Origin of the sequence: Streptomyces sp. NPDC015131 (assembly GCF_043079975.1) — a bacterium.
Lineage (GTDB): Bacteria > Actinomycetota > Actinomycetes > Streptomycetales > Streptomycetaceae > Streptomyces.
The window spans coordinates 281,944-302,778 of the sequence record NZ_JBIBVB010000003.1; the positions used below are offsets into that span (position 1 = coordinate 281,944).

General features: G+C 71.9%; 19 protein-coding genes. 11 read left to right on the forward strand and 8 right to left on the reverse strand.

Translation table 11 applies throughout. The features are described 5' to 3' along the window. Positions 1-159 precede the first annotated feature (159 nt). Entirely contained in the window at positions 160-1,578 is a 1,419-nt protein-coding gene (locus ACF08D_RS12645; RefSeq protein ID WP_392222599.1) for a family 2B encapsulin nanocompartment shell protein, read from the reverse strand. A 272-nt stretch (positions 1,579-1,850) separates the two neighbouring features. Between ACF08D_RS12645 and ACF08D_RS12650 the strand changes: the two genes are divergently transcribed. After that, positions 1,851-2,441, forward strand: coding sequence for an N-acetylmuramoyl-L-alanine amidase (locus ACF08D_RS12650; protein ID WP_392222600.1), 591 nt, complete (start codon positions 1,851-1,853; stop codon positions 2,439-2,441). Positions 2,442-2,452: 11 nt separating this feature from the next. Continuing rightward, the gene (locus ACF08D_RS12655) at positions 2,453-3,367 is read left to right on the forward strand and encodes a 1-aminocyclopropane-1-carboxylate deaminase/D-cysteine desulfhydrase (RefSeq protein WP_392222601.1); all 915 of its coding nucleotides are present in this window, start codon (positions 2,453-2,455) and stop codon (positions 3,365-3,367) included. A gap of 59 nt (positions 3,368-3,426) precedes the next feature. Here the strand turns inward: ACF08D_RS12655 and ACF08D_RS12660 are convergent, their stop codons facing one another. Then, positions 3,427-5,025 (reverse strand): Na+/H+ antiporter, encoded by a 1,599-nt coding sequence (locus ACF08D_RS12660; RefSeq protein ID WP_392222602.1) that lies wholly within the window; start codon positions 5,023-5,025, stop codon positions 3,427-3,429. Between the two features lie 45 nt (positions 5,026-5,070). On the opposite strand from ACF08D_RS12660, the gene ACF08D_RS12665 reads away from it, so the two are divergent. The 3 genes from ACF08D_RS12665 to ACF08D_RS12675 all read left to right on the forward strand — a co-directional run bounded on the left by ACF08D_RS12665 (position 5,071) and on the right by ACF08D_RS12675 (position 6,889). Continuing rightward, positions 5,071-5,331: a UBP-type zinc finger domain-containing protein gene (locus ACF08D_RS12665; protein WP_392222603.1), complete on the forward strand. Its 261-nt coding sequence runs from the start codon at positions 5,071-5,073 to the stop codon at positions 5,329-5,331. A 239-nt stretch (positions 5,332-5,570) separates the two neighbouring features. Next, complete coding sequence (locus ACF08D_RS12670; RefSeq protein ID WP_064068524.1) at positions 5,571-5,984, forward strand: hypothetical protein; 414 nt, start codon at positions 5,571-5,573, stop codon at positions 5,982-5,984. Then, the gene (locus ACF08D_RS12675) at positions 5,981-6,889 is read left to right on the forward strand and encodes an RNA polymerase sigma factor SigF (protein ID WP_392222604.1); all 909 of its coding nucleotides are present in this window, start codon (positions 5,981-5,983) and stop codon (positions 6,887-6,889) included. Before ACF08D_RS12670 ends, ACF08D_RS12675 begins: the two co-directional genes overlap by 4 nt. Positions 6,890-7,070: 181 nt before the next feature. Here ACF08D_RS12675 and ACF08D_RS12680 read toward each other — a convergent pair whose 3' ends face one another. Beyond that, entirely contained in the window at positions 7,071-7,502 is a 432-nt protein-coding gene (locus ACF08D_RS12680; RefSeq protein WP_392222605.1) for a hypothetical protein, read from the reverse strand. 91 nt (positions 7,503-7,593) lie between these two features. Between ACF08D_RS12680 and ACF08D_RS12685 the strand changes: the two genes are divergently transcribed. Both ACF08D_RS12685 and ACF08D_RS12690 read left to right on the forward strand, forming a co-directional pair. Next, a complete protein-coding gene (locus ACF08D_RS12685; protein ID WP_392222606.1) occupies positions 7,594-8,562 on the forward strand; it encodes a diacylglycerol/lipid kinase family protein in 969 nt (322 codons plus the stop codon). Positions 8,563-8,880: 318 nt separating this feature from the next. Then, positions 8,881-9,138 (forward strand): WhiB family transcriptional regulator, encoded by a 258-nt coding sequence (locus ACF08D_RS12690; RefSeq protein WP_003953983.1) that lies wholly within the window; start codon positions 8,881-8,883, stop codon positions 9,136-9,138. A gap of 170 nt (positions 9,139-9,308) precedes the next feature. On the opposite strand, the gene ACF08D_RS12695 is transcribed toward ACF08D_RS12690, so the two are convergent. Continuing rightward, on the reverse strand, positions 9,309-10,778 hold the full coding sequence (locus ACF08D_RS12695) for a sensor histidine kinase (RefSeq protein ID WP_392222607.1): 1,470 nt from the start codon (positions 10,776-10,778) through the stop codon (positions 9,309-9,311). A 528-nt stretch (positions 10,779-11,306) separates the two neighbouring features. On the opposite strand from ACF08D_RS12695, the gene nagB reads away from it, so the two are divergent. Further along, positions 11,307-12,092: a glucosamine-6-phosphate deaminase gene (nagB, locus tag ACF08D_RS12700; protein ID WP_392222608.1), complete on the forward strand. Its 786-nt coding sequence runs from the start codon at positions 11,307-11,309 to the stop codon at positions 12,090-12,092. A gap of 86 nt (positions 12,093-12,178) precedes the next feature. Here the strand turns inward: nagB and ACF08D_RS12705 are convergent, their stop codons facing one another. The 4 genes from ACF08D_RS12705 to ACF08D_RS12720 all read right to left on the reverse strand — a co-directional run bounded on the left by ACF08D_RS12705 (position 12,179) and on the right by ACF08D_RS12720 (position 17,074). Then, complete coding sequence (locus tag ACF08D_RS12705) at positions 12,179-13,693, reverse strand: glycoside hydrolase family 3 protein (RefSeq protein WP_392222609.1); 1,515 nt, start codon at positions 13,691-13,693, stop codon at positions 12,179-12,181. A gap of 9 nt (positions 13,694-13,702) precedes the next feature. Continuing rightward, complete coding sequence (locus ACF08D_RS12710; protein WP_392223179.1) at positions 13,703-14,539, reverse strand: carbohydrate ABC transporter permease; 837 nt, start codon at positions 14,537-14,539, stop codon at positions 13,703-13,705. A gap of 86 nt (positions 14,540-14,625) precedes the next feature. Next, a complete protein-coding gene (locus ACF08D_RS12715; RefSeq protein WP_392222610.1) occupies positions 14,626-15,648 on the reverse strand; it encodes a carbohydrate ABC transporter permease in 1,023 nt (340 codons plus the stop codon). Positions 15,649-15,787: 139 nt separating this feature from the next. Beyond that, on the reverse strand, positions 15,788-17,074 hold the full coding sequence (locus ACF08D_RS12720; protein ID WP_392222611.1) for an extracellular solute-binding protein: 1,287 nt from the start codon (positions 17,072-17,074) through the stop codon (positions 15,788-15,790). 295 nt (positions 17,075-17,369) lie between these two features. Here ACF08D_RS12720 and ACF08D_RS12725 point away from each other — a divergent pair, with 295 nt between their 5' ends. The 3 genes from ACF08D_RS12725 (at position 17,370) to ACF08D_RS12735 (ending at position 20,734) form a co-directional block, all read left to right on the forward strand. Beyond that, a complete protein-coding gene (locus tag ACF08D_RS12725; protein ID WP_064068516.1) occupies positions 17,370-18,134 on the forward strand; it encodes a GntR family transcriptional regulator in 765 nt (254 codons plus the stop codon). Between the two features lie 129 nt (positions 18,135-18,263). Next, positions 18,264-20,510 (forward strand): carbon starvation CstA family protein, encoded by a 2,247-nt coding sequence (locus tag ACF08D_RS12730; protein ID WP_392222612.1) that lies wholly within the window; start codon positions 18,264-18,266, stop codon positions 20,508-20,510. Beyond that, on the forward strand, positions 20,507-20,734 hold the full coding sequence (locus ACF08D_RS12735; RefSeq protein ID WP_392222613.1) for a YbdD/YjiX family protein: 228 nt from the start codon (positions 20,507-20,509) through the stop codon (positions 20,732-20,734). Before ACF08D_RS12730 ends, ACF08D_RS12735 begins: the two co-directional genes overlap by 4 nt. Positions 20,735-20,835: the final 101 nt, after the last annotated feature.

Sequence of the window (20,835 nt, forward strand, 5' to 3'; positions counted from 1 at the left end):
ATCGCTTCCCTGGGTGACGTACGGCGGAGCGCCTCGGGCGGGTGGCGGCCGGCGGGGCGCCGCGCGGCCCGGAGGGAGCCGTACCGCGAGGAGCGGTACCGGCAGGAGCCGCACCGGAATGACCGCCCCCCGCCCCGCCGTCCGCCACCTGCCGGGGCGTCAGCGCCAGCGGCTGACTTCCACGTTCTCCAGGACGCCGAGGGCGTCCGGGACGAGGATCGCCGCCGAGTAGTAGGCGGTGACCAGGTAGGAGATGATCGCCTGCTCGTCGATGCCCATGAAGCGGACCGACAGGCTGGGCTCGATCTCGTCCGGCAGGCCGGTCTGGTGGAGGCCGATGACGCCCTGCTCGTCCTCGCCGGTGCGCATGCAGAGGATGGAGGTCGTGCGGGCCTCGGTGACCGGGATCTTGCTGCACGGGAAGATCGGCACCCCGCGCCAGGCGGGGATCTGGTGGCCGCCGACGTCGACCGAGCCGGGGACGATGCCCCGCCTGTTGCACTCGCGGCCGAACGCGGCGATGGCGCGCGGGTGGGCGAGGAACATCTTGTTGCCCCGGCGGCGCGAGAGCAGCTCGTCCATGTCGTCGGGGCTGGGCACGCCGTCGTGCGGCTGGAGCCGCTGCCCGTAGTCGCAGTTGGCGAGGAGGCCGAACTCCCGGTTGTTGATGAGCTCGTGCTCCTGGCGCTCGCGCAGCGCCTCGACCGTGAGCCGCAACTGCTGCTCGGTCTGGTTCATCGGCTGGTTGTAGAGGTCGGCGACCCGGCTGTGCACCTTCAGCACGGTCTGCGCGACGCTCAGTTCGTACTCGCGCGGGGCGGCCTCGTAGTCGACGTAGGTATGCGGGACGACGGCCTCGCCGACATGGCCGGCCGACAGGTCGATGGCCTTCTCGCCGTGCGCGTTGGTGCGCTGGTGCGGCAGGGACGCCAGCGCGGACAGGTGCTCCGCGAGCGACTCGGCGCGGTCCGCGAGGTTCGTCACGTCGGCCCGGGTCAGCTCCAGCACGGTGCAGGCGGTGGCGGCGCGGGCCGTCCACTCCCAGGTGGCGTCCCGGTCGGCCAGGCAGGCGTCGCCGAAGTACGCCCCGTCGGCGAGGACCCCGAGCACCGCCTCGTCGCCGTACGGGCCGGTGCCGACCTGCTCGACCCGGCCGTGCGCCAGGAGGAACACGCGGTCGGTCGCGGTGCCCGCCTCGACGATGACCTCACCGGCGGCGAACTCCCGCTGCGCGCACCGGTCGGCGAGCTCGGCGAGCGCCGTGTCGTCCTCGTACGAGCGCAGGGCGGGCAGCTCCCGCAGCTCGTTGGGGATCACGGCGACCCGCGCCCCGGTCTGGACGAACGTCACACGCCCGTCGCCCACCGAGTAGCTGAGCCGCCGGTTGACCCGGTAGGTACCGCCCTGCACCTGCACCCACGGAAGCATCCGCAGCAGCCACCGGGAGGTGATCTCCTGCATCTGCGGAACCGACTTGGTGGTGGTCGCCAGGTTCCGCGCGGCGGCGGTACCGAGACTCTGCTGCGGTGACGCCTGCTGCTCCGTGCGGGTTTCCTCGCCAACCGAACCGACCGACATGAACATCCCTCTCGATCATGGTCTGACCTTCGGAGGAAAAGCCTTTCAGCACGTTGCGTGTTCCCGCCATTACACAAACGAGCGAGAATGGATCATCACCGGGCGGGGCATGCCCTGGGGTTCGCCACCGGTTCGCCGGCTCACGATGCGCCCGGTGCCCCGGGCGGCGGTTGTCCGGATCGGCTCGCACGCCGTCCGAACATGAGCCGACCGCGCCGCCGCCGCGTACTCCCTGGGTAGAACGGGCTCAGGCACAACCAGAAGGAGGCGGCGTGGCCCCACCCATGTCCGCGAACGGCCTTCTCGACGCGCTGCGCGACGAGGGCCTCACCGTCGTCGGGGTCGGCGACTGGCGCACCCACAACCGCAACCACAAGGGCCCCTGGGGGCCGGTCCACGGGGTGATGATCCACCACACCGTGACCGAGGGCAGCGACCACACGGTCCGGCTCTGCCGGGAGGGCCGGCCCGGCCTCCCCGGCCCCCTCTGCCACGGCGTGATCACCAAGGACGGCACCGTCCACCTCGTCGGGTACGGCAGGGCCAACCACGCCGGGAAGGGCGACCGCGACGTCCTGCGCGCCGTGATCGCCGAGAAGGCGCTCCCCCACGACAACCAGGCCAACGTCGACGGCAACACCCACTTCTACGGCTTCGAGTGCGAGAACCTCGGCGACGGCAGGGACCCGTGGCCCGAGGCGCAGCTGCTGGCCATCGAGAAGGCGGCGGCGGCGATCTGCCGGAGGCACGGCTGGACCGCCCGCTCCGTCATCGGCCACCTGGAGTGGCAGCCGGGCAAGGTCGACCCGCGCGGCTTCTCCATGGCGTCGATGCGGGCACGCGTCGCGGAGCGGCTGAAGTAGACAATGGCCGGGTGAACGCGCTCGACCTGTCCCGCCTCCGGCCCCGGCTCCCCTCCCCCCTGGAGCCGGCCGAGGACGAGCGCTTCACCCGGCACGGCGTACGGCTGCTACTCAAGCGCGACGACCTGATCCACCCGGACCTGCCGGGCAACAAGTGGCGCAAGCTGGCGCCCAGCCTCGCCGCCGCGGCCGGGCGGCCGGTGCTCACCTTCGGCGGCGCGTACTCCAACCACCTCCGCGCCACGGCCGCCGCCGGCCGGCTGCTGGGCTTCCCCACCACCGGGGTGGTGCGCGGCGAGGAGCTGGCCGGCCGGCCGCCGAACCCGTCGCTGGCGGCCTGCGCGGCGGACGGGATGCGGCTGCTGTACGTGGACCGCGCCACGTACCGGGCGAAGGACGACCCGGCGGTGCTGGAGCGGCTGCTGCGGCAGGCCCCGCCGGACAGCTTCGTGGTGCCCGAGGGCGGCAGCAACGCCCTGGCGGTACGCGGCTGCGCCGGGCTGGGGCGGGAGCTGCGCGCGCAGGGCGCGGACGTGGCGGCGGTCGCCTGCGGTACGGGCGGCACCCTGGCCGGTCTGGCGGCGGGCCTGGGCGCGGGCCGCCGGGCGCTGGGCGTGCCCGTGCTGAGGGGCGGCTTCCTGGGCGGTGCCGTACGGGACCTCCAGGAGGCGGCCTTCGGCGGGCCGGCGGGCGACTGGAGTCTGGACGAGCGGTTCCACTTCGGGGGCTACGCGCGCGTGCCGCCGGAGCTGGAGGCGTTCGCCCAGGACTTCGAGGCGCGGCACGGACTCGCCATCGAGCGCATATATGTCGCCAAGTTGCTGTACGGACTCGTCGCCCCGGCCCGCGAGGGCGCCTTCCCGCCCGGCACGGCCCTCGCCGCCGTGATCACCGGCCGCCCGGAGCCGGGCCGCGCCGGGGCCTGAGAGCCGGGCCGGGGCCCAGGAGCCGGGTGACACCACGTACCGACGGCAGCCCCCGGGGGTCAGCCGTCCGCCGCCTCCCGGTAGGCGGCGGCCTCCTCCAGGTCCAGCCGGCGCAGCAGGGTGCGCATCATCTCGTCGTCGATGCGCCGCTCGTCCCGCAGCCGGACGAACACCTCGCGCTCGGCCTCGATCATCTCCCGCGCCAGCCTCCGGTAGGTGTCGTCCGCCGACTCCCCGGTGACCGGGTTGGCGGCGCCCAGCCGCTCCCACACCGCGTTGCGGCGCCGCTCCAGCACGGTCCGCAGCCGGTCGGCGAGGGGCCCGGGCAGGGTGTTCCGCTCGTCCGCGAGCAGCTCCTCCAGGCGCTGCTCGGCCGCCCGGGACGCCTCGCTCTGCGCCTGCGCCTCGGCCAGGGTCTCGGCGCGGGCGTCCCGCCCGGGCAGCTTCAGGGCCCGGATCAGCGGCGGCAGGGTGAGGCCCTGCACCACCAGGGTGCCGATCACGGTGGTGAAGGTCAGGAACAGCACCAGGTTCCGCGCCGGGAACGCCTCCCCCGCGGTGGCCACCGGGATGGAGAAGGCGATCGCCAGCGACACCACGCCCCGCATGCCGGCCCAGCCGACGATCACCGGCGAGGTCCAGGTGACGCCCGGTTCCCGCTCCCGCACCCGCCGGGACAGGGCGCGCGGCAGGTAGGTGGCCGGGAAGACCCAGACGAACCGCACCACCACGACCGCGGCGAAGACCCCGGCCGCGTACAGGGCGGCCTCCCCGGTGCCGTAGTCCCCCAGCTCGCGCACCACATGGGGCAGCTGGAGCCCGATCAGCGCGAAGACGGAGGTCTCCAGCAGGAAGGCGACCATCTTCCAGACGGCCTCCTCCTGGAGGCGGGTGGCGAAGTCGACCTGCCAGGAGCGGTGGCCCAGGTACAGCGCCACCACGACGACGGCGAGGACCCCGGAGGCGTGGACGTGCTCGGCGGCCGCGTAGGCGACGAACGGGATGAGCAGCGAGAGGGTGTTCTGGAGCATCGGCTCGCGCAGGGTCCGGCGCAGCCAGTGGATCGGGACCATGAGGACCAGGCCGACGCCGATCCCGCCGAGCGCGGCGACGGCGAACTCGGTGATCCCGCCCGCCCAGCTGACCCCCTCGCCGACGGCCGCGGCGAGCGCCACCTTGTACGCGGTGATCGCGGTGGCGTCGTTCACCAGGGACTCGCCCTGCAGGATGGTGGTGATCCGGCCGGGCAGCCCGAGCCGGCGGGCGATGGCGGTGGCGGCCACCGCGTCCGGCGGCGCGACCACGGCGCCCAGGACGAGGGCGGCGGTCAGGGGCAGGTCCGGCACCATCAGGTGGGCGAGCCAGCCGACGGCGAGCGTCGCGAAGAGCACATAGCCCACCGACAGCAGCGCGACGGGCCGGATGTTGGCGCGCAGGTCGAGGTAGGACGACTCCAGCGCGGCGGTGTGCAGCAGTGGCGGCAGCACCAGCGGCAGCACGATGTGCGGGTCCAGCGTGTAGTCGGGCACGCCCGGGACGTACGAGGCGGCCAGACCGGCCGCCACCAGCAGCAGGGGCGCCGGCACCGGCGTCCTGCGGGCCAGCCCCGCGATCGCGGCACTCGCCGCGACCAGCGCCACCAGCGACAGTGTGTCCATCGTCTCCCCGCTCTCACCCGCGCAGCGCCCGTTAACCTGGCCATCATGCGCGAGTGTCCGCACGTGATCGAACTGCCCCGGCCCGAGCCCGCCCCGCTGTCGGCGACCTGCCCGGAGTGCGCGGCCGACGGGACGCACCCGGTCCAGCTCCGGCTGTGCCTGGAGTGCGGCCATGTCGGCTGCTGCGACTCCTCGGCGGGCCGGCACGCCACGCGGCACTTCGAGGACACCGGGCACCCGGTGATCCGGACCCACGAGCGGGGGGAGAATTGGCGTTGGTGCTTCGTCGACGGTTCGATCGTGTGACGTCTGGGTACGTCAACCCTCCGCCGGTTTCTCGCGATTGGGCCCCGCAGACCTCTAGCCACTGAGCGTACTCATGTGCTTACCATGAGTGACAGTCGTGGGCCGGGGGTCCTGGCGACACGGCACCATGGATCGCGATAGCGTCACCGCGGACCACGCATACCTGCGTACCACACGGCTCCGGGGAGGACAGCCCCTTCCGGAGCCCCGAAAGAGCTTGTGCCACCTTGGAGGTGAGGGTGTCCCAGATCGCAGGCGAGCCCGGGACCCAGGACTTCGTGGAAGTCCGGCTGCCCGCTGCGGGTGCCTACCTGTCCGTGCTGCGTACGGCCACGGCCGGTCTCGCGGCGCGTTTGGACTTCACCCTCGACGAGATCGAGGACTTGCGCATCGCGGTCGACGAGGCGTGCGCCATCCTGCTCCAGCAGGCGGTGCCCGGCTCGGTGCTGAGCTGTGTGTTCCGCCTCGTCGACGACTCCCTGGACGTCACGGTCTCGGCGCCCACCACGGACGGCAGGGCGCCGGAGCGGGACACGTTCGCCTGGACGGTGCTCTCGGCACTGGCCGGCAAGGTCGACTCGTCCGTCGCCGACGACCGGACGGTCTCCATCAGCCTGTACAAACAGCGCGGCGCGGGACCCGGGCCGGCGTGAGGAACGGGGACGGTCCGGTGCGAGACGAGGAGCGCGGCCCGCGGGCACTGAGCTCGATCCCGGAACAGCAGGCGCGGCCGCACCCGGTGGACGGTCTTTTGGAAGAGCGGGCGGACCGGATGAACGAGCAGCAGCGAAACCACCACGATCCGAACGACCGCAGTGGCGCGAAGGCGCTGTTCGTCGAGTTGCGGGCGCTGCCGGACGGCTCTCCGGAGCGGGCCGAGCTGCGCAACCGGCTCGTGCGGATGCACCTGCCGCTGGTGGAGCACCTCGCACGCCGCTTCCGCAACCGCGGGGAGCCGCTGGACGACCTGACGCAGGTCGCCACCATCGGCCTGATCAAGTCGGTGGACCGCTTCGACCCGGACCGCGGGGTGGAGTTCTCGACCTACGCCACCCCCACGGTGGTGGGCGAGATCAAGCGCCACTTCCGGGACAAGGGGTGGGCGGTGCGGGTGCCGCGCCGGCTCCAGGAGCTGCGCCTGTCGCTGACGACGGCCACCGCCGAGCTGTCCCAGACGCACGGCCGCTCGCCGACGGTGCACGAGCTGGCCGAGCGGCTCGGCATCTCGGAGGAGGAGGTCCTGGAGGGCCTGGAGTCGGCGAACGCGTACTCCACGCTCTCGCTGGACGTGCCCGACACCGACGACGAGTCCCCGGCCGTCGCGGACACCCTGGGGGCCGAGGACGAGGCCCTGGAGGGCGTGGAGTACCGCGAGTCCCTCAAGCCGCTGCTGGAGGACCTCCCGCCGCGCGAGAAGCGGATCCTGCTGCTGCGGTTCTTCGGGAACATGACCCAGTCGCAGATCGCGCAGGAGGTCGGCATCTCGCAGATGCACGTCTCCCGGCTGCTGGCCCGTACGCTCGCGCAGCTGCGCGAGAAGCTCCTCGTCGAGGAGTGACCCGGCCGCTCCCGGTGAGCCAGGGCCTGTCGTTCGGATCTTGCTGGGCTCGCGTGCCCTGGCACGCACATCTGCGGCGTTGTCGTCGGTCGCCAATGCTCCGCAGTGGCTCCCTCCTCCGCCTTGCATCTGCACGCACCAGACCCCGCTCACTGATCCAGCCTGATCCGAACGAAAGGCCCTAGCCCCGGCCGCGGATGCCGAGGGCGCTCGTCGTCACCGGGTGCAGCAGCAGCACCAGCCCGGCCACCGCCGCGGCGGCCAGGGCGATGCCGGCCGGGATGGCGGCGCTCGACGCCTGGAGCAGCGTCCAGGCGACCGGCAGGGCCATCAGGTGCGTGATGATCGCCGGGCCCCGGCTCCAGCCGCGGCAGCGCAGCAGGCCCCGCGCGGCCACCAGCGGGATCAGGCCGAGGGCGAGGAGCGTGGCGCCGCCGGTGAGGGCCTGGGTCAGGTCGTCGGGCCGGCCCGTGAGACTCGTCACGAGCACATAGACCCCTCCGGCGAGCAGCGCGAGCGCCTCCAGGCCGGTGACCGCCGCGGCGGCGGTGACCCGGGCGGGGCGCGGGGCGGGCGGGGTGGTGCCGGCGGGGGTCTGGTCCGTACTGCTCACCCCCGCAGGGTAACCGGCGGGCCCGTCCAGCCCGTGGACGGGGACGGGCATCCGCTTCGCCGGGTACCGCGCGGTAGGTAACCTGGCGGGCATGCGCGCACTCCTCGTGGTCAATCCGGCAGCCACCACCACCAGTGCCCGCACCCGCGACGTGCTGATCCACGCGCTGGCCAGCGAGATGAAGCTGGAGGCGGTGACGACCGCCCACCGGGGCCACGCCCGGGACCTGGCGCGCCGGGCGGCCGAGTCGCGGGACATCGAGCTGGTCGTCGCCCTCGGCGGGGACGGCACCGTCAACGAGGTCGTCAACGGGCTGCTGCACCACGGGCCAGATCCGGACCGGCTGCCGCACCTGGCGGTCGTGCCGGGCGGCTCCACCAATGTGTTCGCCCGTGCCCTGGGCCTGCCGAACGACGCCGTGGAGGCGACCGGTGCCCTGCTGGACGCGCTGCGGGAGCGCCGCGACCGCACCGTGGGCCTCGGGCTGGCGGCGGGCACGCCCGGCACCGAGGACGAGGCCGTACCGTCCCGGTGGTTCACGTTCTGTGCCGGTTTCGGGTTCGATGCGGGGGTGATCGGCCGGGTCGAGCAGCAGCGGGAGCGCGGCAAGCGGTCGACGCACGCGCTCTACATCCGGCAGGCGGTGCGCCAGTTCCTGGACGAGCCGCGCCGCAGACACGGGGTGATCACCCTGGAGCGGCCGGGGCACGACCCGGTGCACGACCTGTCGCTGTCCATAGTCTGCAACACCGCTCCCTGGACCTACCTGGGCAATCGCCCGGTGTACGCGTCGCCGGACGCGTCCTTCGACACCGCGCTGGACGTGCTCGCGCTGGACCGGCTGTCGACCGTGTCGGTGGCGCGCGTCGCCACCCAGCTGCTGACCTCCAGCCCCGAGCGCGGACCCCAGGGCAAGCACGCCCTCGCCCTGCACGACCTGACCGACTTCACCTTGCATTCGAAGGCGCCGCTGCCCTTCCAGATGGACGGCGACCACCTGGGTCTGCGCAGCAGCGTGACGTTCACAGGCGTTCGCCGTGCACTGCGTGTGATTGTGTGAGTGGAAGGGCCTTCAGTCCTTTATCTCGAACGTATGGGCCAGGGTCCACCCCATAGAAGTACGGCTGTGACCTACCCGACACCGAGGAATCAAAAAAAACTTTCCGGAAGGGGTTGTATCCGCCGCCGAGGTTTGCGAATCTCTACATGGCGATCGGGACGGCCCGCAAGACCGGCCTCCAGTGAGAGCCAGAACCCCTCCTCAAATCCAGGACCACACCAGTTCTTCTGGCGGTCGGCCCTTCACTTGTTGAGGGATTCGTGAAAGCGTTCACATTCACAAGCAACCTGCATGCAACACCAAGGAGAGGTAGCAGCCATGGACTGGCGTCACAACGCCGTTTGTCGTGAGGAAGACCCCGAGCTGTTCTTCCCCATCGGCAACACCGGTCCTGCGCTGCTGCAGATCGAGGAAGCCAAGGCTGTCTGCCGTCGCTGCCCCGTCATGGAGCAGTGCCTGCAGTGGGCGCTCGAGTCCGGTCAGGACTCCGGCGTCTGGGGTGGCCTCAGCGAGGACGAGCGTCGCGCCATGAAGCGCCGCGCCGCCCGCAACCGGGCGCGCAACGCCAGCGCCTGAGCGACGCCACCGCTACGAGCCTGAGCCAGGCGGCGCGTACAGCGTGTACGCACCCACCCGCCTCCCGAGCCGCAGCGCGCAGCAGTAACCCATAGCGTTCGAGCCCCGGACCGTCTTCCACGGTCCGGGGCTCGCTGCTGTGCGCGGGGCCGCGCGCCCGGGGGCCGGCGCTACTTCCGGGCGGGTACGGGGATGTCGAGGACCACCCGGGTGCCCCGTTCTGCGGCGGGCTGCATGTCGAAGGTGCCGCCCAACTCCCCCTCCACCAGGGTCCGTACGATCTGCAGGCCGAGGTTGCCGGCGCGCTGGGCGTCGAAGCCCTCGGGCAGTCCCCGGCCGTCGTCCTGGACGGTGATCAGCAGCCGGGCGTCCCGGGCGCGGGCGTCGCCGCGCACGGCGGAGACCTCGACGGTGCCCTGCTCGCCGGGGGCGAAGGCGTGTTCCAGGGCGTTCTGGAGGATCTCGGTGAGGACCATCGAGAGCGGGGTGGCGACCTCGGCGTCGAGGATGCCGAAGCGGCCGTTGCGGCGGCAGGTGACCTTGCCGGGCGAGATCTCCGCGACCATGGAGATCACCCGGTCGGCGATCTCGTCGAACTCGACGCGCTCGTCCAGGTTCTGGGAGAGCGTCTCATGGACGATGGCGATGGAGCCGACGCGCCGGACCGCCTCGTTGAGCGCCTCCCGGCCCCGGTCGGAGTCCATCCGGCGGGCCTGGAGGCGCAGCAGCGCGGCGACGGTCTGGAGGTTGTTCTTCACCCGGTGGTGGATCTCCCGGATGGTGGCGTCCTTGGTGATCAACTCGCGTTCGCGCCGCCGCAGTTCGGTGACGTCGCGGAGCAGGACCAGGGAGCCGATCCGGGGGCCCTTGGGCTTGAGCGGGATGGCGCGCAGCTGGATGACGCCGCCGTTGCCCTCGACCTCCGCCTCGCGCGGGGCGTAGCCGCTGGCCAGTTTGACCAGGGCCTCGTCCACCGGGCCCCGGGAGGGGGCGAGTTCGGCGGTGATCTGGCCGAGGTGCTGGCCGACCAGGTCGGCGGCGAGGCCGAGGCGGTGGTAGGCGGAGAGGGCGTTGGGCGAGGCGTACTGGACGACGCCGTCCGCGTCGAGCCGGATCAGTCCGTCGCCGGCGCGCGGCGAGGCGTCCATGTCGACCTGCTGGCCGGGGAAGGGGAAGGTGCCGGCCGCGATCATCTGGGCCAGGTCGGAGGCGGACTGGAGGTAGGTCAGCTCCAGCCGGCTGGGGGTGCGGACGGTGAGCAGGTTGGTGTTGCGGGCGATGACGCCGAGGACGCGCCCTTCCCGGCGTACGGGGATGGACTCGACCCGTACCGGGACCTCCTCGCGCCACTCCGGGTCGCCCTCGCGCACGATCCGGCCCTCGTCGAGCGCCGCGTCCAGCAGCGGGCGCCGGCCGCGCGGGACCAGGTGGCCGACCATGTCGTCCTGGTAGGAGGTGGGCCCGGTGTTGGGCCGCATCTGCGCGACGGAGACGTAACGCGTACCGTCGAGGGTGGGCACCCAGAGCACCAGGTCGGCGAAGGACAGGTCGGAGAGCAGCTGCCACTCCGAGACCAGCAGGTGGAGCCACTCGAGGTCGGACTCGCTGAGGGCGGTGTGCTGGCGTACGAGATCGTTCATGGAGGGCACATGTGCGAGCGTACCCGCGTGCCTGAATCTGGTGTTCTTCCGGTGGGTGAGAGAGGATGGGTACGGACGATGGATCATCGATCGCCCGCCGTCCCCTCCGGACGGTGCCGCCGGCCCCCGTGGCGGCGGCATGGACAGACCAGATTGGTCTAGTCCACAATGACCGACAGAAACAGAAGACCTCCGCCCTCCCCGCACAGGAGGACGGATCGAGGTACCCGGCGCTCTCTGCCCTGACTGCGCCGAGTCCTCCCCACGGCCGCGGGACCGCACACCCGCCGGCCGGGCAGCTCCGGGCTGCGGTGCCGGACGGGCTGAGGGTCCCGTCCCGGCGCCGCGGCCCGCGGGTTTTTCCGGGGCCGCCCCGCCCCCTCCTCTCCCCCGCGCACACCGCCGGACCGCGCCCGTTCACGGGCGATTCACCCGCCCGCGGGGGTACCCGGGAAGCCTCCGCAGGGCAGGCTCATTCTGCTAGATTGGTCTATACCACATACGTTCTCTGAGATCGGCAGGCCCTCCGTGGAAGTTGTCATCGTCCAGGACGCCCAGGCAGGCGGCGAGCTGATCGCCGAGGCCGTCGCCGGCCTGCTGCGCCGCAAGCCCGGCGCGCTGCTCGGCGTGGCCACCGGGTCCACCCCGGTGCCCATCTACGAGGCGCTGACCGCGAAGGTGCGGGCGGGCGCCGTGGACGTCTCCCGCGCCCGGGTGGCCCAGCTCGACGAGTACGTGGGGCTGCCGGCCGGGCACCCCGAGTCGTACCGGTCCGTGGTGCTGCGCCAGGTCGTCGAGCCGCTGGGGCTGGACCCCGACGCCTTCCTGGGCCCCGACGGCGCGGCCGAGGACGTGCAGGCGGCGTGCAAGGCGTACGACAGGGCGCTGGCCGAGGCGGGCGGGGTGGACCTCCAGATCCTCGGCATCGGCACCGACGGGCACATCGGGTTCAACGAGCCGTGCTCCTCGCTCGCCTCCCGCACCCGGATCAAGACGCTCACCGAGCAGACCCGCGTGGACAACGCGCGCTTCTTCGGGGGCGACATCGAGCAGGTGCCCCACCATGTGATCACCCAGGGCATCGGCACCATCCTGGAGGCCCGGCACCTGGTCCTGCTGGCCACCGGCGAGGGCAAGGCCGAGGCGGTGGCGCAGACCGTCGAGGGCCCGGTCGCCGCCCTCGTACCGGCCTCGGCGCTCCAGCTGCACCCGCACGCCACGGTCGTGGTGGACGAGGCGGCGGCGTCCAAGCTGAAGCTGGCGGACTACTTCCGCCACACCTACGCCAACAAGCCGCACTGGCAGGGCCTGTAGCTCTCGCACAGCCGGTCGCGGGTACGAGAAAGGGGGGCCGGGTCCTGGTGGACCCGGCCCCCCTCGTCGTACCGCTGTGCGCCGGGTCACGCCCCGGTGAGCACCTCCGCCGCCGCGACCCCGCAGACCCGCGCGGCCCCGTGCGTGGCGATGTGCAGCGCGCCCCGGGCGGGCGCCTGGCTCACGCCCATCTCGACGACCACCGTGTCCGGGCGGGCCGCCAGCAGCGCGTCCAGCGCGGCCGCCATCCACGGGTGGCGGTGGGCGTCCCGGACGACGGCCACGACCGTCCGCTCCCCCGCGTCCCGCAGCACCCGCTCCACGGCCGCGTCGGAGGCGTAGGAGCCGGTGGTGGTGCCCGGCAGGCGACGCGCCAGTTCCGGGCCGAGGCCCCAGGGGGTCTCGTCGCCGACCGCGATGTTGGCGACCGGGGTGAAGGCGGCGACATGGGCGGGGCCGGTCAGCGGCCCGGGCGCGCCGGTGACGGTCAGCGCCCGCCGGGCGGCCACCAGGCCGATGCCGGTGCCGGGCGCGGTCCCCTCCTCTGAAGCCGCGCCCGGCCCCGTCCGGTCCCCCCCGGCCCGGTGCGACCGGGTCCACGACGCCAGGGCGCGCACACGCGCCGCCGCGTCGGCCAGCCGCTCCTCGGGCAGTTCACCGGTCCGTACCGCGTCGACCAGCGCGTCGCGCAGCCGCAGTACGGTCTCCTCGTCCGCCAGGCCGCCGCCGACGCAGATGGCGTCGGCGCCCGCCGCGAGCGCGAGGACGGAGCCGCGCTCGATCCCGTACGTCGAGGCGATGGCCTGCATCTCCATGCCGTCGGTGACGATCAGGCCCTCGTAGCCCAGCTCCCGGCGCAGCAGACCGGTGAGGATCCGCGGGCTCAGGGTCGCCGGAAGGTCCGGGTCGAGCGCAGGGAGAAGGATATGCGCGCTCATCACCGATTTGGAACCCGCGGCGATGGCGGCGCGGAAAGGCACCAGCTCACGGCTGTGCAGTGTGGCGAGGTCCACATCGACGCGCGGCATCGCGTGGTGGGAGTCGACGTTGGTGTCGCCGTGCCCGGGGAAGTGCTTGGTGCAGGCGGCGACCCCGGCGGACTGGAGCCCCTCGACGTAGGCCACGGTGTGGCGGGCGGCCAGGTCGGGGTCGGCGCCGAAGGACCGTACGCCGATGACGGGGTTGTCCGGGTCGGAGTTGACGTCCGCGGACGGCGCCCAGTTGAAGTCGACCCCGCAGGCGGCCAGCCGGCGCCCCAGCTCGGCGGCCACGGCCCGGGTGAGGGCGGGGTCGTCGACGGTGCCCAGCGCCAGGTTGCCGGGGAAGGAGGACCCGGTGCGCACTTCCAGCCGGGTGACGTCGCCGCCCTCCTCGTCGATGGCGACGAGGACGTCGTCCCGCTCGGCGCGCAGCCGGGCGGTGAGCGCGGTCAGCTGCTCGTCGGAGGTGATGTTGCGCCCGAACAGGCCCACCGAGGTGAGGCCCTCGCCGATGCGCCGCAGCAGCCAGCCGGGCGCGGTGGTGCCGGTGAAGCCCGGCTGGAGGACGGTGAGCGCGTCCCTGACCAGGGTCGGGGAGGCGCCGCGTACGAGAGTCGTCATGGGGTGCCGTTATCCCTTCACTGCGCCGGCGGTCATGCCGCCGACGGCCCGGCGCTGGAGGAAGAGGAAGACGATGAGGACCGGCAGCGCGAACAGCGAGGAGGCGGCCATGGTGGCGCCCCAGTCGCTGCCGAACGCGGTCTGGAACTGCGTCAGCCACAGGGGCAGGGTCTGCGCGCTCTTCTCCTTGTTGAGGATCAGCACCATCGCGAACTCGTTCCAGGCGGTGATGAAGCCGAAGAGCGAGGTCGACATCAGGCCGGGCGCCAGCAGCGGGAAGATCACCTTGCGGAACGCCTGGCCGCGGGTGCAGCCGTCGATCTGGGCGGCCTCCTCCAGCTCGACCGGGACGGCGGCGATGAAGCCGCGCAGGGTCCAGATGGTGAAGGGCAGCACCATGACGAAGTAGATCGCGGTGAGCAGCGGGACGCTGTTCAGCATGTCGCCGTCCCGGGCGATCATGTACATCACGATGACCATGACCTCCCAGGGGGCCATCTGCGCCATCATCACGCCCAGCACCAGCCCCTTGCGCCCGCGGAACTTCATCCGGGCGATGGCGAAGCTCGCCGCGAGGGCGACGACCAGGGCGAGGAGCACGGCGCCGATCGTGACGGTGAGGCTGTTGGCCACGTACGTCCAGAACAGGTCGACGCCGGTGGCCGTCGGGTAGTTCTCGAACGTCGGGACGAAGAGGAAGACCGGGTCCTTGCTGAGGATCTCGGACTGCGGCTTCAGCGACGAGCTGATCATCCAGTAGACCGGGAAGACGAACAGCACGGCGAGGACGAGCGCGGTGAGGTTCTTGGCGACCGCGGCGGCCGTCAGCGGCTTCCTCCGGCGCAGAACCTGCGGCGGCCGGGCGCCGCCGGGGGCGGCGGTGGCGGTGGCCGGGGGCGCGGTGGTGGTCGCGGTGGGGGCGGGGACGGTGCTCACTGCTCCTCCTCCTGCTTCAGGATCAGGCGGAAGTAGAAGGACATGGCCGCGATCAGCATCACGATGGTCAGTACGGAGATGGCGGCGGCGACCCCGTAGTGGAACTGGCCCTGGCCCTCGATGTAGGCGAAGACGGGCAGGGTCTCGGAGCCCCGGTCGGGGCCGCCCATGTTCATCGCGTACACCTGGGCGAACGCCTTGAAGATCCAGATGATCTCCAGGAACGTGGTGATCAGGAAGAACGGCTTGAGGTTGGGGAAGACCACCGACCAGAAGGTGCGCCAGCCGCTCGCGCCGTCCATCTTGGCGGCCTCGTACAGCTCGGTGCCGACGGTGGTGAGGGCGGCGTACATGTTGAGCGCGACGAACGGGATGGAGCCCCACACCAGCAGGATCATCACGATCACGAGGGTGGAGAAGCCGGTCTCGAACCAGTTGTGCTGCTCGTAGCCGGAGAAGCCGAGCGTGCGCAGCAGCCAGTTGACGACGCCGAACTGCTCGTCGAACAGCCACCGGAAGACGGTGACGGAGGCGACGATCGGCATGGCCCAGGCGAGCATCAGCGACAGCGACAGGACGAGCCGCATACGGGTGCCGAGCCGGTTCAGCAGCAGGCCGATCAGGGTGCCGATCGTCATGATCAGGAGCACGTTGACGGCGGTGAACACGACGCTGCGGACCACCACGGTCCAGAACGCCGAGTCGCTCAGCAGCTCGGTGTAGTTCTCGGCGCCGATCCACTCCGGCTTGCGGGTGATCAGCTCCCGGCGGCCCACCTGCTGGAAGGAGAGGATCACATTGCGGATCAGCGGATAGAGCAGCAGCACGGCCATCGACAGGACGGCGGGGCCGATCAGCAGGTAGGGCAGCACCCCGCGGGGCAGGGAGCGTCTGCCGCGAGGAGGGGGGAGGACGTTCTTCGTGCCGGACGGGGGCGGCGGGGTCTTCGACGCCCCCACCGCGCTCCCGGGCGCGTCCGCGGGAGCGGTGCTCACCGCTCCCTGGGAGTCCACGGTCATGGTCTTCTTCCTCGCGGTTCTCTGCTGACCGGGTGATGGGCCCCGGTGGTGCGGCCGGCGCGGGGTCTCGGCCGCACCACCGGGTGGCTCGTGCGCGTGCCGCGGGCCGCACCCCTGGGGCGGCCCGCGGCGGCGGCGACTACTGCTGGTTGACGCGCTCGGTGATCACCTTGTCGGCGGCCTCGCCGGCCGACTTCGGGTCCCCGCCCTTGAGCACCTTGGTCATGTAGTCCTTGATCGGGTTGGGCGCGGTCTCGACGTTCGCCCAGCCCGGGGTGACCGGGGTGATCCGGCCGACGGACGCGGCCTTGGCCATCGCCTCGGCGAACGAACCGGCGGCCGGGGTGAACTGGGCCGCGTCGTTGTTCGGGAGCAGCGCGCCCTGGGTGGCCTCGGCGTACTTGGCCATGTGCGTCTTGCCGGCGGCCAGCGCCAGCCACTCCTTGGCCAGGTCCTTGTTCTGCGAGCGCTCGGACACCGCGAGGTTCGAGCCGCCGAAGAAGACCGAGCCGGGCTTGTCGGCGGTCTTGCCGGGGACGGGGAAGTAGCCGAAGTCGGCGGTCTTGCCGGCCTTCTTCATGGCCTCGATCGCGCCGCCGGCCTCCCAGCCGAGGCCGATCCAGGACGCGACGCCGCCCTTGGGGACGATGTCGGTGGACTGCTGCGGGGTCGCCTCGTCCTTGTCCTTGGGAGCGGTCGAGTACGACTGCAGCTCCTTGTAGAAGTTCATGGCGGCCGCGGCCTCGGGGGAGGACAGGTTGCCCTTCCACTTGTCGCCGTCCTTGACCGCGAGGTCGCCGCCCTCGTCCCAGACGAAGCCGGCGTAGACGTACCAGCTCTGGCCCGGCAGGTAGATGGGCTGGGTCTTGGCGTCGGACGCCTTGAGCTTCTTCAGTCCGGCGATCCACTCGGCGCGGGTCTTCGGCGGGGTCACCCCCGCCTTCTTGAAGGCGGCCTTGTCGTAGATGACGACGCGGTTGGCGGCGTACCAGGGGGCGGAGTAGAGCTTGCCGTCCAGCTCGTTGGAGGCGAGCATGCCCTTGTTCCAGCCGTCGGCGCCGAGCTTGGCCTTGTCCTCGGTGAGGTCGGCGAGCCCGCCCGTGGCGGCGTAACCGGCGGTCTGGGTGTTGCCCAGCTCGATGACGTCCGGCGGGGTGTCCTCGGAGAGGGCCGTGGTGACCTTCTCCTGGATGCCGTTCCACTGCTGGATCTCGACCTTGACCTTGACGCCCTTGTGCTTGGCCTCGAACTCCTTGTTGACGTTCTTGATCCAGGCGTCGGGAGCCGAACCGTCCATGACCCAGACGGTGAGCGTCTTGTTGCCGCCCGCGTCGGAGCCGCCCCCCTTGCCGTCGTCCGAGCCACACGCGGCGGTACCGACCATCATGCCCGCGACACCGATCGCCGCGATGAGCCTGCGCTTCACGCCACCCTCCTCAGGGATGCCTGCAAACCCTGCCCCCACCGCGAAGCCATGCCGGTGTAACTGCCCGTGCTGCCCGTGGGACTGGGACCTGGTCTTTAGTGGTTTAGACCAGTAACCCGGAGCTTGGCCTAGACCTTTAGGGGTGTCAAGGGTGTATAAGAAGGGCAGTCGGGTCCGTTACCGGACCGACACCTGAGGGAGGGCGACGACCCGTGACCGGTCCGTGCCACCATGTGAGCCGCAAGGGACGGAGGAGCCGGTGACGGCAACAGCACAGGAGTCGGGAAGGCGGGCCATGGCCACGGACGGGGGCGGCACCGAGACCGAGGGCGGGGCAGCCACCCGCACCGCGCGCGTGCCCAAGTACTACCGCCTCAAGCGGCACCTGCTGGACATGACCGAGACGATGCCCCCCGGCACCCCGGTCCCGCCGGAGCGCACGCTCGCCGCCGAGTTCGACACCTCCCGCACCACCGTGCGCCAGGCCCTCCAGGAACTGGTCGTCGAAGGGCGGCTGGAGCGCATCCAGGGCAAGGGCACCTTCGTCGCCAAGCCCAAGGTCTCGCAGGCCCTCCAGCTCACCTCGTACACCGAGGACATGCGCGCCCAGGGCCTGGAGCCCACCTCGCAGCTGCTGGACATCGGGTACGTGACGGCCGACGACACCCTCGCCGGGCTGCTCGACATCTCGCCCGGCGGCCGGGTGCTGCGCATCGAGCGGCTCCGGCTGGCCAGCGGCGAGCCGATGGCCATCGAGACCACCCACCTGTCGGCCAAGCGCTTCCCGGCGCTGCGCCGTTCCCTGGTCAAGTACACCTCCCTCTACACCGCGCTCGCCGAGGTGTACGACGTCCACCTCGCCGAGGCCGAGGAGACCATCGAGACCTCGCTGGCCACCCCCCGGGAGGCCGGGCTGCTCGGTACGGACGTGGGCCTGCCGATGCTGATGCTCTCCCGCCACTCGCTGGACGGGAACGGCGAGCCGGTGGAGTGGGTGCGGTCGGTCTACCGGGGCGACCGCTACAAGTTCGTGGCCCGCCTGAAGCGCCCCAACGGCTGAGCCCGCGGCCCGGCGGGCCCTCGTCGCGAAAGCGTTGCCGTACCGATATGCGGACGGGGGGTGACGCTGCGCGAGGCACTCCCCTAGATTTCCTGCGCATTACAGGTGATCAGCGAGGGGACGTGCACCATGCCAGAGCCGTCGGCACCACCCAACCCACCGCGCACGGGGCTCGCCCCGCGGTCGATCGTCCTCTGGTCGCTCGTGGCGCTGGCCGGGGCGGCCGGCTGGGCCGTGCTCGCCCTCTCCCGGGGCGAGGAGATCTCCGCCGCCTGGATGCTCGCGGCGGCGCTGGGCTCGTACGCCATCGCGTACCGCTTCTACTCCCGCTTCATCGCCCACCGGGTGCTCAAGGTCGACAAGACCCGGGCGACCCCGGCCGAACGGCTCGACAACGGTGTCGACTTCCACCCCACCGACCGCCGGGTGCTCTTCGGACACCACTTCGCCGCGGTCGCCGGCGCCGGGCCGCTCGTCGGACCCGTGCTCGCCGCGCAGATGGGCTATCTGCCGGGCACGATCTGGATCATCGTCGGCGTCATCTTCGCCGGCGCCGTCCAGGACATGGTGACGCTGTTCTTCTCCACCCGCCGCGACGGCCGTTCGCTCGGCCAGATGGCACGGGACGAGATCGGCCCCTTCGGCGGCGCCGCCGCGCTGGTCGCGGTCTTCGCCATCATGATCATCCTGCTGGCGGTGCTGGCGCTGGTCATCGTCAACGCCCTGGCGCACTCGCCGTGGGGCGTCTTCTCCATCGGCATGACCATCCCCATCGCCCTCTTCATGGGCGTCTACCTGCGGGTGCTGCGCCCCGGCCGGGTCACCGAGGTGTCGGTCATCGGCGTCGCCCTGCTGCTCCTCGCCATCGTGGCGGGCGGCTGGGTCGCCGAGTCCTCGCTCGCCGACACCTTCACCCTGGAGCCGGGCACCCTGGTCATCTGGATGGTCGGGTACGGCTTCCTCGCCTCCGTGCTGCCGGTGTGGCTGCTGCTGGCGCCGCGCGACTACCTCTCCACCTTCATGAAGGTCGGGACGATCGCGCTGCTCGCCCTGGGCGTCTTCCTCGCCCTGCCGACGCTGAAGATGCCGGCCGTCACCGAGTTCGCCAGCCGCGGCGACGGCCCGGTCTTCGCCGGGTCGATGTTCCCGTTCGTCTTCATCACCATCGCGTGCGGCGCCCTGTCCGGCTTCCACGCCCTGGTCTCCTCGGGCACCACCCCGAAGATGGTCCAGAAGGAGACCCAGATCCGGATGATCGGGTACGGGTCCATGCTCACCGAGTCGTTCGTCGCCGTGATGGCGATGATCGCGGCCTGCATCATCGACCCCGGTCTGTTCTTCGCCGTCAACTCGCCGCCCGGTGTGGTCGGCACCACCGTGCAGTCCGCCGCCGAGGCCGTCTCCAACTTCGGCTTCACCATCTCCCCCGACCAGCTCGCCCAGGCGGCGGCCGACGTCGAGGAGGCGTCGCTGCTCTCCCGCACCGGCGGCGCGCCGACCTTCGCGCTCGGCATGTCGGAGATCTTCTCGGCGGTGTTCGGCGGCGCCACGATGAAGGCGTTCTGGTACCACTTCGCCATCATGTTCGAGGCGCTGTTCATCCTGACGACGCTGGACGCCGGCACCCGCGTGGGCCGCTTCATGCTCCAGGACACCCTCGGCAACGTCTACAAGCCCTTCAAGCAGGTGAGCTGGAAGCCGGGCGTCTGGTTCGCCAGCGCGGTCGTCGTCGGCGGCTGGGGCTACTTCCTCTGGGTCGGTGTGCACGACCCGCTGGGCGGGATCAACCAGCTCTTCCCGCTGTTCGGCATCGCCAACCAGCTGCTGGCCGCCGTGGCGCTGGCGGTCTGCACCACCCTGCTCGTCAAGTCCGGGCGGCTGAAGTGGGCCTGGGTGACGGCCGTGCCGCTGGCCTGGGACGTGGCGGTCACGCTCACCGCGAGCTGGCAGAAGATCTTCTCGGCCGATCCCCGGGTCGGCTTCTTCGCCCAGCGGGACAAGTACCAGGAGGGCATCGACGCCGGCCAGGTGCTCGCCCCCGCCAAGTCGATGGACGACATGCACACCGTCGTCACCAACTCCACGGTCGACGGCGTCCTGTCGGCGCTGTTCGCCCTGCTGATCGTGGTGGTGATCGCCGACGCGGGCCGGGTCTGCTACCGGGCCGTCTCCCGGCCCGGAGAGGTGCGGCTGTCGGAGACCCCGTACACCGAGTCCCGGCTCGTCGCCCCCGCCGGGCTGTTCCCGACGGCCGAGGAGAAGGCCGAGCTGGCCGCCGCCGGGGTCGGCCCCGAGGGCGGCGTGCCGGCGGGTGCCGGCCGGGACCGGGACGGCGGGAGCGGCGGGGGGACGCCCGCCGGGACCGGCGCGCGATGAGCGCCGCGGTGCCCGCCACCGGTCCGGGCGGCCGGCTGCGGCGTGCCGCCCGCTGGGTGCGCTGGTACGTCCGCGAGGTGTCCGGCGAGGCCACGTACGACCGGTACGTCGCCCACGCCCGCGCGCACGACCCGGGCTGCGAGGTGCTGACCCGGCGCGAGTTCGAGCGCCGGCGCACCGACGCGCGGGAGGCGGACCCCCGCGACGGGTTCCGCTGCTGCTGAGCGGGCGCTGCTGAACGGGCGCCGCTGAGCGGACACCGCTGCTGAGCGGGTGACCGTGGGACGGGCCGCCGTGTTTCCGGGGACGGAAATACGGCGGCCCG

Bases quoted from the DNA above. Each gene is read 5' to 3' on its own strand.
- ACF08D_RS12645 (WP_392222599.1), bottom strand. From the start codon at position 1,578: ATGTCGGTCGGTTCGGTTGGCGAGGAAACCCGCACGGAGCAGCAGGCG.
- ACF08D_RS12660 (WP_392222602.1), bottom strand. From the start codon at position 5,025: ATGGACACACTGTCGCTGGTGGCGCTGGTCGCGGCGAGTGCCGCGATC.
- ACF08D_RS12665 (WP_392222603.1), top strand. From the start codon at position 5,071: ATGCGCGAGTGTCCGCACGTGATCGAACTGCCCCGGCCCGAGCCCGCC.
- ACF08D_RS12685 (WP_392222606.1), top strand. From the start codon at position 7,594: ATGCGCGCACTCCTCGTGGTCAATCCGGCAGCCACCACCACCAGTGCC.
- ACF08D_RS12690 (WP_003953983.1), top strand. From the start codon at position 8,881: ATGGACTGGCGTCACAACGCCGTTTGTCGTGAGGAAGACCCCGAGCTG.
- ACF08D_RS12695 (WP_392222607.1), bottom strand. From the start codon at position 10,778: ATGAACGATCTCGTACGCCAGCACACCGCCCTCAGCGAGTCCGACCTC.
- ACF08D_RS12705 (WP_392222609.1), bottom strand. From the start codon at position 13,693: ATGACGACTCTCGTACGCGGCGCCTCCCCGACCCTGGTCAGGGACGCG.
- ACF08D_RS12715 (WP_392222610.1), bottom strand. From the start codon at position 15,648: ATGACCGTGGACTCCCAGGGAGCGGTGAGCACCGCTCCCGCGGACGCG.
- ACF08D_RS12725 (WP_064068516.1), top strand. From the start codon at position 17,370: ATGGCCACGGACGGGGGCGGCACCGAGACCGAGGGCGGGGCAGCCACC.
- ACF08D_RS12730 (WP_392222612.1), top strand. From the start codon at position 18,264: ATGCCAGAGCCGTCGGCACCACCCAACCCACCGCGCACGGGGCTCGCC.
- ACF08D_RS12735 (WP_392222613.1), top strand. From the start codon at position 20,507: ATGAGCGCCGCGGTGCCCGCCACCGGTCCGGGCGGCCGGCTGCGGCGT.